The sequence below is a fragment of the Candidatus Latescibacterota bacterium genome, assembly GCA_019038625.1.
GTDB lineage: Bacteria > Krumholzibacteriota > Krumholzibacteriia > Krumholzibacteriales > Krumholzibacteriaceae > JAGLYV01.
In genome coordinates, this window is record JAHOYU010000204.1 from 1 (window position 1) to 10,531 (window position 10,531).

The 10,531-nt window shown below is 50.2% G+C and carries 10 protein-coding genes; 8 read left to right on the forward strand and 2 right to left on the reverse strand.

Going from position 1 to position 10,531, the window contains the following annotated elements; genetic code table 11:
- A partial coding sequence (locus KOO63_14015) for a tetratricopeptide repeat protein (GenBank protein ID MBU8922928.1) occupies window positions 1-436 on the forward strand: 436 nt, incomplete at its 5' end.
- A gap of 272 nt (window positions 437-708) precedes the next feature.
- Window positions 709-3,105 (forward strand): ABC transporter permease, encoded by a 2,397-nt coding sequence (locus KOO63_14020; GenBank protein ID MBU8922929.1) that lies wholly within the window; start codon window positions 709-711, stop codon window positions 3,103-3,105.
- A 118-nt stretch (window positions 3,106-3,223) separates the two neighbouring features.
- Here KOO63_14020 and KOO63_14025 read toward each other — a convergent pair whose 3' ends face one another.
- Window positions 3,224-3,541, reverse strand: coding sequence for a hypothetical protein (locus tag KOO63_14025; protein ID MBU8922930.1), 318 nt, complete (start codon window positions 3,539-3,541; stop codon window positions 3,224-3,226).
- A gap of 150 nt (window positions 3,542-3,691) precedes the next feature.
- On the opposite strand from KOO63_14025, the gene KOO63_14030 reads away from it, so the two are divergent.
- From KOO63_14030 to KOO63_14045, 4 genes are all read left to right on the forward strand, one after another.
- Entirely contained in the window at window positions 3,692-4,201 is a 510-nt protein-coding gene (locus KOO63_14030) for an RNA polymerase sigma factor (protein MBU8922931.1), read from the forward strand.
- 17 nt (window positions 4,202-4,218) lie between these two features.
- Window positions 4,219-5,025, forward strand: coding sequence for a HEAT repeat domain-containing protein (locus tag KOO63_14035; GenBank protein MBU8922932.1), 807 nt, complete (start codon window positions 4,219-4,221; stop codon window positions 5,023-5,025).
- Window positions 5,026-5,060: 35 nt separating this feature from the next.
- Window positions 5,061-5,969: a DUF4097 domain-containing protein gene (locus tag KOO63_14040; GenBank protein ID MBU8922933.1), complete on the forward strand. Its 909-nt coding sequence runs from the start codon at window positions 5,061-5,063 to the stop codon at window positions 5,967-5,969.
- Window positions 5,970-6,081: 112 nt separating this feature from the next.
- On the forward strand, window positions 6,082-7,365 hold the full coding sequence (locus KOO63_14045; GenBank protein MBU8922934.1) for a hypothetical protein: 1,284 nt from the start codon (window positions 6,082-6,084) through the stop codon (window positions 7,363-7,365).
- Window positions 7,366-7,487: 122 nt separating this feature from the next.
- On the opposite strand, the gene KOO63_14050 is transcribed toward KOO63_14045, so the two are convergent.
- Window positions 7,488-7,970 (reverse strand): hypothetical protein, encoded by a 483-nt coding sequence (locus KOO63_14050; protein MBU8922935.1) that lies wholly within the window; start codon window positions 7,968-7,970, stop codon window positions 7,488-7,490.
- 200 nt (window positions 7,971-8,170) lie between these two features.
- Between KOO63_14050 and KOO63_14055 the strand changes: the two genes are divergently transcribed.
- Entirely contained in the window at window positions 8,171-8,695 is a 525-nt protein-coding gene (locus tag KOO63_14055) for a DUF523 domain-containing protein (GenBank protein ID MBU8922936.1), read from the forward strand.
- A 221-nt stretch (window positions 8,696-8,916) separates the two neighbouring features.
- Window positions 8,917-10,531 (forward strand): hypothetical protein (locus KOO63_14060; protein ID MBU8922937.1); only part of this gene is annotated, 1,615 nt, incomplete at its 3' end.

The window sequence follows — 10,531 nt, forward strand, 5'->3', positions numbered from 1 at the left end:
TATCCTTATCGAACGGGAGCGGTTCGACGAGGCCTTAAAGCCTCTCGTGTGTGCCGTGGAGCTCAAGCCCTCCGTGGCTATATTTCAGAACAATCTGGGGATGGCCCTTGAGAGGAATGGCTACTACCGCGCCGCAGAGAAAGCATACGACGCCGCGCTGACGATAGAATATTACGACAAGGCGTCCGTCAACTTCGAGAGGATAGCGGCGGTTGACGAAGAGGCTGGGCTCGGTTCACTGGACCTTGCCGCGCTCGCCATCTCTTTCAAAGAGGAGATAGATGCGATGAAGGTAGCGATGGGGATGATCGAAGTATCAGACTCCACCACGACTGCCGTCGACACTCTTCTCAATGCTTCCGTAGAACCGGTGATCGCTTCCGAACTGGCCGGAATGATCCTGGTAACGAAAGCTGATTCTACTGAGACCGAATAATGATCCCACCGATAGATCCGGGGCGGGGCTCATGCTCTGTCCCGGGTCTCTGTCCTGGGGCCCGGAACTCATGCTCTCGCCCTCCCCCCCCCTTCTTAATAATTGTGATTTTCATATTTTTCTGGTAATAATTCCCGGGACCTTTTATTTCCTGGAACCAATTGCTGCCAGTGCAGCTATAATTGTCTGTAGACACAGAGCTTGTAGGCGATGTCCGAAAACAGTCCGATAGCGGCCCCATCACATCTTTTTATTCAGACCTAGGAGTGATTATGCTCAAGAACTTCGTAGTGACCGTTCTGCGAAATATGAGGAAGCACAAGATCTATTCGTCTATCAATGTTTTGGGGCTCGCGGTGGGCATGGCCTGCGTCATTCTGATCTCCCTTTATATAAAGATGGAGTTGAGTTTTGACAGGTTTCATGAAAAAGTCGATCGTATCTGTCGTCTCGAAGCGATACTTACCCTTGGTGAGAAACCAAACCCGATAGCATCGACAAACTTTCCACCTACACTAGCCATGCGGGACGATTATCCCGAGGTAGTGAATTCGGTCCGTTTCGTGCCCCGCCGCAAGGTACTCGTAGGGTATGGACATGCGGAGTTCTACGAAGAGAACATATTTTATGCCGAAGAGAGCGTCTTCGATATATTCACATTCCCAATGATCAAGGGTGATCCTGCAACGGCTCTGGCCGCAGCCAATACCGTTGTGATCACAGAGGAAATGGCCGGGAAATATTTCGGTACCGAAAATCCCGTCGGCAAATCGCTCAAGCTGAACAATCAGACTGAATTTGAAGTGACCGGAGTCATCGAGAATATTCCTGGGAACTCTCATCTTACTTTCGACATGCTTCTCTCTTTTCAGACTTTTCTTGAACAGAGGAGGCAGGTGGTAGAATCCTGGAGCAGCTACTTCGGGTGTTACGGTTTTGTCCTCCTCGCTGAGGGGACCGATTACAGGGACCTGGAGGCCAAACTTCCCGGAATGAAAGAAAAATACCTGGGTGATTCGATGAAGGGCTCGGGGGTGGATGTGGAGTATTTTCTAAATCCGATAACCAATATCCATCTTCATTCACACAAGAGACACGAGATGTCCAGCAACAGCGATATAATGTACATCTATATATTCGGAGTGGTGGCCTTGTTCATCCTGTTGATGGCCTGCATTAACTTCATGAATCTCGCTACGGCACGCAGCGCGGCGAGAGCCGGAGAGATAGGTATGCGCAAGGTGCTTGGAGCATCGAGGCGGCAGATCATATTTCAATTCTTCGGCGAATCGGTTTTCTACAGTCTCGTGTCGCTGGTGATCGCTATTATACTGGCGAAAGTTTCCATGCCTCTCTTTAACTCTCTGGCGAGTCGCGAGTTGGAGATCAGTTTTTCGCGGATGCCATGGTTGATACCAGCACTGGCAGGACTCGCAATATTTGTGGGGCTGGTTGCCGGCAGTTATCCAGCAATACTTCTCTCTCGTTTCAACCCGGTTAAAGTCCTGAAGTCGAAAGTGAACGCCCACGCGTCGAATCCAGGATTCAGAAAAGTGTTGGTAGTAGCTCAGTTCACTATATCGATCGCTCTTATCATTGCGACGCTGATAGTGATAGATCAGCTCGACTATATGAAGAACCGCCATCTCGGGTTTGACAAGGAACAGGTAGTAGTCATTCCCATCAAGGAACAGTCGATGACCCGCAGGACAGAAGAAGTCAAGAGTGAGATGCTTCGTCTACGCGGGGTTTCGGGCGCAACAGCGTCATCGCATGTGCCGGGAGGTAATTCGAGTGGTGGATCTTTCGTTCCCGAAGGGATGCCCGATGGGGCGTCTATAATGATGAATGTCCAGAATATCGATGAGGATTATGTCGAAGTCATGGGGATGGAGCTGGTCATGGGGAGATCTTTTTCAAAAGATATGCCTGCCGATTCTGCACAGTCGATCATGGTGAACGAGGCGGCTCTCAGACTGGCCGGGTGGGACGATGCGATAGGAAAGAGCATATACAACGCCGGTGATCCCGATCGCGTAAAGCGTGATGTCGTCGGAGTGATCAGGGATTTTCATTACAAGTCGCTTCATATGGTGATCGAACCGCTGTTCATCACAATCAGTCGTGGCTTCTATCGCAACGTGTTCGTGAGAATAGAACCGGGTAATGTCGGTGAGACCCTTGCCTCCCTAGAGAAGGTGTGGAAGCAGTTCGACCCCGATCGACCGTTCGAATACTACTTTCTCGACGAGTCATTCGATGGCCTGTACAGAGTGGAAGAAAAGCTGCAGAAGATATTCTTCAATTTTACTTTATTGGCGATCTTCATCGCCTGCCTGGGACTCTTCGGGCTGGCCTCCTTTGCCGCAGAGCAGAGAACGAGAGAGATCGGTATCAGGAAGGTGCTGGGGGCGTCGGTATCGGGTATAGTGATGCTGTTGACGAAGGAATTTACGAAATGGGTGCTGATATCGAACCTTATCGCCTGGCCAGTAGCCTGGTACGCGATGAAGAAGTATCTGGACAATTTCGCCTATCACACTGAGATCAGGTGGGGCTTCTTTCTTTTTTCAGGAGCTGCGGCACTGGTGATCGCGTTGGCAACAGTAAGTTTCCAGACGGCGAAGGCAGCCGCTACAAACCCGGTCGAGGCTATAAAATACGAGTAGACCGAAGCGGGTCGGAAGTTGTCCGAATTTCCGGTGTCAGCCGGGCCGATTTCTTTGGGGCACCCTGGTTTCTCGATTGGTTCAGACTGATTGCTTTGTCCTGGTCGGACAGTTCTTTTTAAAACACTCTCGATATCGCTGGTCGGAAGTAAATGTATGATTCTGGAGCCAGTCTTTCATGAAGTTGCTGACCTCCATAGTGAGAATCGATCTCATCGATTCCCAAGCTGTATTTCTTGTCCCATTTTATAAATACCATTTCGAGTCCTTTTACCCGGGCTTCCGTACCGTGGCATGCTCCCGACATGAATATCGGAGCGCCAGCAGTATTCTTTAGACGAAAGTCCCGGGCAGGAAAACTCATGGATACGTCGGGGAAAGTCATCCCGGGAGTTTTTGTTCTTCGAAAGACCTGTTTTTTCCTGTAACCTATCATCGCATTTACCGTTCAATATATAGAGTGAGTTGTGTGGATCCGTGTCTGCTCCGTCGGGGATACGGCATCCTTTTTAACTTCATGTCCAGGAGGTACGGCATTTCGGGGAATTTACCGGATCTCAGCTCCGACAATCGACTGATGATGCACGTGAAGAACGGTGATCTCGACAAGCTCGGGCCGCTCTTCGAAAAATACAAACTTCCCCTGTACCGGTATTTTCACTTTCGTATGGGAGTTGGGGAAGAATGTGAAGATATGGTTCAGAACGTCTTTATAAGGATATTGAAATACAGGGATAGATTTGAACCAGTGGGGGAGTTCAGGTCGTGGATGTACAGTATCGCACATAATCTCGGCGTGGATCACATAAGGAAAAGTTCAAGATGGAAGAAAAAGAGCGACCTCCAGGACTCGGATATGGTGGAAGAAAGTACGACTGAAGATATGATGATCGGCCGTGAAGAAAAATCGAGGCTTAAAAAGGCGATGAACATGTTGAGAGACGATTACCGGGAGGTCCTGGTACTCAGCAGATACGACGATCTCAGATACAGAGAGATCGGTGAGATCACAGGCTGTACCGAGGGTGCTGTAAAGGTACGCATACATAGAGCATTGCAGGAACTCAGACGATTGTACAAGGATTTAGAGAAGTGAAAGACGGGTGATCGATTATGAACGGCAGCGAGAATACCGACGATCTCATCCTTGAATATGTCAGTGCCGCGCTGACGCCTGCCAGGAAGGAAGAGCTTGAGGCTCTTCTGGCAGGTGAAGGATACGATATCGACGAACTCAGGGAGATGGCGCTCCTTTATGACGGGATGGCCGACATTGACATTCCGGCACCGTCAGAAAAGCTCGGTGAAAAGTTCTATGCGATGATCGATGCGGAAAAAGGGCAACGTGATGTGGAGAAAGAACGCCGTCCTTTCCTCGAAAGGATTACCGGGATCTCTTTTCCCCGGGTCATTTCAAAGCTGGCTTATGCAGCGGTATTTATCGTCATAGGGTGGACGGCAGCCAGCATGTTTCAGCCTGAAGAGAAGTACGAGAAGAAACTGCAGTATATGGCTTCCGAAGTGAACGAGATGAAGAAGATGATGATGTTCTCAATGCTCAACAGGAAATCGGCATCAGAACGACTGCAGGCCGTTCAGTATCTCAGGGACCTGGTTCCCGGTGACGAACAGGTCCTGACGGCGATGCTTGATGTCTTCGAACGCGATCCGAACGTCAATGTCAGGCTAGCTACACTGGATGCCCTGTCGACTGTCGAATGGGACGACAGGATAAGGGAAGGGTTGATAAGCAATATTGAAAAACAGGATTCACCACTCGTGCAGCTTGCGCTCGTCGACGTGATGGTATCCAGTGGTGAGGACAGGGCCGTCGAACCTCTGCGGCAACTGCTGCTCAGGAAGGATCTGAACCTGGCGGTACGAAGCAGGGTCAGTGAAGGATTGAGGTACCTGTTATGAATATCGGGTTGGTTCAGGAGAGATCTTTCGCTGGAATGAGAAACAGGATGAAATGGATCTTTGCGATGGTCTTTGCGATATCGATGATAGTCACAGGCAGCCTGTGGGGAGCCCTGATTCTGCCGGACGCAGTCGCACGGGAAGGGACGGAACAACTTATCCTGTCCCTGACCTATCCAGGTGAACCGGGCGTCATGATCTTTCAGCATCATAAGGGCGATGTCCGGATCACCGGGTACGATGGAGAATATATAATTATTAATGCAGCCATGAGATACGTCGCCGGACAGGACGTGAAGGGAGAGAATGAGGACTCGGACATCCGCAAAGGGCGGGCTGAGGACTCGGATATCCGCCCCGTACCTGGCCACGCGCTCAGGTTGAACGGGCTTGAAAAAAATAATGTCATTACTCTCAACAGCAATTCTCACGAACGGACTATCGACCTTGAGATACAATTGCCTTATCGGTTTTCTGTCCATATAGAGAAGCTCGATTGTGGGGAGATCTTTGTCCACAACCTCAGTGGCGAAATCGAGGTAAGCAGTGAGTCGGGAGATGTGAATCTTTCAGGGATAACCGGGTCCGCCGTATTAAACACGGTCGAAGGGAACATCAGGGCCAGGTTCGCGGGCGTGACTTCCAATGTGCCGATGGCTTTCACCTCGGTCACAGGGAATATCGATCTTTTCTTTCCCGAAGATACCAGGGCTTCATTGAAGATGAGAACGGATCATGGGGAGATCATGTCGGGGTTTGATATTGATATGGAAAAGAGGGAGTCAGGTGGAGGAAAGTCGAAAGAAACAGGTATACAGAGAGCATTTCTCGACGAATGGATTCATGGAATGATAGGCGGTGGAGGCCCACAGTTTCTACTCAGGAGCTATAGTGGAAATATTTTTTTCAGGAAAAACAGTAACGTTTCCGCGAAACAAAGGTAAGCATCTATGAAACGGCGACCGCGGCGACCGTCAGAATACAGAGGATATGTTCCAGCTTCGACCGGGTTTGAAGGGCAAGGGACAGCCGAAGGAAATGTTGAGGAGGAAAGAGATGAGAAAGACGATAAGCATGATATTTTTTGTGATGCTACTGGTGCTGCCCGGCATGGCCATGTCAGCTACGGACGAAGTCGAGGGTAACTTTATCGCCAGGTTCCGGGACGATTACATCAAACTTACCCTCATCGTCGAGGATGAATTGATGGATGGTCACGATCACGAGATGCAGGTGACTCACAGGTTCGATCTGGATGATTTCAGAGGGCTTCGCGGGTCGGGAGAGAAGGATGTAGTCATCGAAAGAGAATCCGGGATTCTTACCCTTTCCGGAAATTTTGGTGAACGAAGGGGAATGGGGATCTTCACTTTCGGACCTGACACGAAGTTCGAGCGCTATCTCGGAAAAGAACTTTCAGGAAGGCTGGATGGATACAAGATGCTTCATATCTTTCTCGCGGATGTGACAGCAGAATACATCGATGAATTGAAAGACCTCGGTTATGAGCCATCGATAGAAAAGCTTGTGGCTCTCGCGATCCATGGAGTATCGTCTGATTACATCACTGGCGTCAGTTCGATGGGATACGACGACCTCTCTCTCGACAAGCTTCTCTCTTTCAGGATACACGGAATCGACAGGGAGTATATCAGAGATGTCAGGGAATACGGGCCAGACGACATGTCTGCCAGCGAGCTTCTTTCTTTCAAGATTCACGGGATCACCGGCAAATACGTACGTGAGATGATAAAGGCCGGGTTCGATGATGTTTCTACGGAGAAACTTCTTTCCTTCAAGATCCATGGCATAACACCGAAGTACGCGGAGTCGATCCGGAGAGCAGCTGGAGACGATGTGCCAAATTCGAAACTGCTTCAGATGAAGATACACGGCGTGACTCCCGAATACATCGAGCAGATGGCTGATCTGGGATTCGAGGATGTGTCGCCATCGAAACTTGTCGAGTTCCGCATCCATGGAGTCACTCCTGAATTCATGGAAGAAATGAAAGAGGCCGGCCTCCGGGATCTCGACTCTTCCGATCTCGTTTCTTTCAGGATCCATGGTGTATCCCCGTCTTACATACGGAAGATGGAAAAATCAGGATTCGATGATCTTTCCCCGTCGAAACTTATTCAGATGCGTATCCATGGAGTCACGGCGGAATTCGCTAAAGAGATCCGTGAGGCAGGATTCGAGGATATTTCGCTGAATCAACTGATACAGTTCAGGATCCACGGGGTCGATGCCGAGTACATCAGTTATATCAGAGGACTGGTCAAGAATCGGAAAGTGACACCGCAGAGAGTGATCTCCATGAGGATTCACGGGATCTGAGGTTACCGGAGTAGCTGGGGAAACAGAAAAAATAAACGAGGGCGGGCTGGATCCGGGGATAAGATTCCGGAAAACATCCCGCCCCTTTGTCTTGAGCTGGTGACAGGGTCTAACAACAAGATCTAGAAATAGAACCTTATGCCTATGGCTCCCTCTAGATCGAAATCAGTGTCAGGCGCCACATCCATTATCGGCACCAGTTCAAAGAACGTGTCGAATCTTGTGTCCTGGAACAGATATGTAATTCCAACGGGGAATCTCACTCCGACATGATTGTCGTGGTCGTCTACCAGGGCTATTCTACCGCCGATGCCGAGATACCAGGCGAACTCACCTTTCACGTCTTCGAGGATGAAAAAATTGTGAAAAAGATAATCTCCGTGAACGTGCATGTAGTTATTATCATCCAGCGACCAGGCGAGAGCCCCATCGATCGCGTTGCGGTCGGATAAGAACATTTTCCCCACAAAACCGGTCGGTTCACCGATTATGATACCCAGGCCGAAGTTTCCACCCTCGGCCATAGCCGGGCAGGTTGTCATAATCATCGCGCCGCCGGTGATCAGGATCATTGCAGCGAGGATCAGTGTTATTTTTCCCATCATGGCCTCCCGGAGGTAGAGCGCTTTCAGAAACGAAATGACTTTCCAGGATGATAGATCATATACGTTCCGGATGTCCATCCTGGATTTTGCGAATCAACTATTAATTGAACAGTTCAACGCTCCCTGATAGTGTTTCACTACCACGGAAAATCGATCTGTCGCAAGGAAGCGGATAACTGTTCATAGAATGAGGGTTGGATTTGTCTTCTCCATCAAGGCCGAAAGTAGTTGTCAGCAGCTGTCTCGAATTTGACTCTTGCCGCTATGACGGGCAGAAAGTCTCTTCTCCTGCTGTACTTCATCTGAGGAAACATGTGGAATTTATTCCCGTATGTCCTGAATTGGAGATGGGGCTTGGAGTGCCTCGAGATCCTATCAGGATCGTAAGATCCCCGGGGGGGCTTTGTCTCATCCAGCCGGCGACCGGCAAAGATTTCACAGGTGAGATGAAGGCTTTCGTCGGTTCATTCCTGGATTCGGTCGGCGAAGTCGACGGGTTCATACTTAAAAACCGATCTCCATCCTGCGGTATAGGCGATGTGAAGATATATTCCGGAGTGGACGCGGAATCACCGTCAGGAAAGGGATGCGGCTTTTTCGGCAGCGAGGTACTGAGAAGATTCGGGCATCTCGTTGTGGAAGCAGAGGAAAGGCTGAACGATAGTGAGCTCAGGGAACACTTTTTGGCGAAACTGGTTGCTCTGCATCGTTCCCGTTCGCGGTGATTCCAATCGAGAAAGAGACCTCAAGCCATTATAGGTAATTATACTCGTTTTTGATTGAAAATTGCGTTTGGATGTGCTACAATGTCAGCCGTCTATAAACCTGCTGGTTGGCGCGTGGGGGTAAGCAAAGAGAGATTGTTAACAGGGAATCTATTATCGACCATCATCTGCCCCCCCCTCAGTGGTACCGCCCGCCTTTTTCGACTGTTCAGGAGGTCTCAATGATTCACCGCAAACGCTTCTGTGTCGGGATGGGTATTGTTCTACTTATTGCCTTTGTCACAATCTCATTCTCGAACGCTGTGGCATGGCCTGAGGAAAAGAAAGTATTCAAACGTGTTAAATTCGTGCTGGATGCGCCTCCGTACTTTTGGCCGATGGATACTATTGGCGTATGGGGTAGGGACGATCTGGGTTTCGAGGTTCCGTTTCCCTCTCCCCTATATCCGCCACTTCTGGAGATTCCCGGGGAACAGATCGGGTTTGATCTTTTGGGGCCATTGGGCGTAAGAGTGATCAGGAACCCCGAAGCGTTATCTCTCTTTACTGTATATGCCAATCCCGACCCACAGCCTGATCCGGCCTGGGTCGAGAGCTTTTTTGACGTATTCATAGAGGTGGAGATCCCGGAAGCTCTGCCAGGGCAGATCCTTGTAAATTACGATGCGATTCACCTGACAGAGAACCTGTTTCAGTTTCCGCCATATTATCAGAAGATCGGCGGTGAGATCATTCCTCCTGTCATGCTCTATAATCGGGATAGCGGGACAAGTGTGGGGCTACTCACATACTGGGAGGAAGAGATACTACCGTGGAGCGAGCCGGAAGCTCACCTCATGATCGAGACCGCCTATCGGTCGGATGTGGCAGTTATAGACGAACTGGGGAGGGTCAAGCTGGAAGGGGCCATGTCGGACCTTATTCTTCCAGAGCCTGTTCCGATGACCGCGACTTTCAGTTACAGGCCATACGGTGATGTTGGTCCGTTTGTTCCTTTCGCTACAGATGTGACCGCGGAGGGACTACGCTATTCAACGAATGGAGTCCTGGGCGAGGGTGATGGGTTTATCGAGTATTTCGAGCCGGGGAGTGATCCTTTCGATGGTGGGGTATACGAGTTTGAACTGCAGTTCGATGTGCCTCCGTATGGGGTCTGGCGTGACTCGATAATAGTTTTTGTCGATGGGATACCTCCCATTCCAGGTTTCACTGATATTCCCAGGGATTCGATCCCTGAGTTCCAGGTGGATTCTTTTTTTGATATCACATTCGAGATCGATGATGAGATGACTGGTCCTGGGACAGCAGAACTCCTGGTCATGCCTCTTTCGTTCGACTGGACCAGGGACCTGACGGCGATTGACCAGTTGGGTCTTGGCACAGATCTGGACTCCGTGTCATGCGCGCCTACGGCAGCTGCTTCCTGCCTGAAATATTTCGCCGAAAACGGCCATCCGGAACTGGACAATCCGGAAGGGGACGAAAGCAAACCGAACTCGAGCGGTTCGGATATAGCGAAAGAGCTTCAAAAGGGGATGGGTACCGATTCGACAGGGACCAATCCTGCAGGGATGGTCTCAGGTATAGAATCGTATCTGAAGGGGCATGGACAGTCCGGTTGGACGGTATCCGCCGAGGGGGTAAGCGATGCCACAGATCTGGCCGAGATGCTCCGCGAGTTCGAGTCAGACAGCGAAGATGTACTGATCCTTCTCCAGGACACGACTGCCGCAGGTGACACGATAGGACATGTCGTTACGATGGGTTCAAGCCATTTCACTCTTGCTCCTCCCACTCAGAAGATCGATTTCATGGATCCCTGGGGAGGGGGCAGCA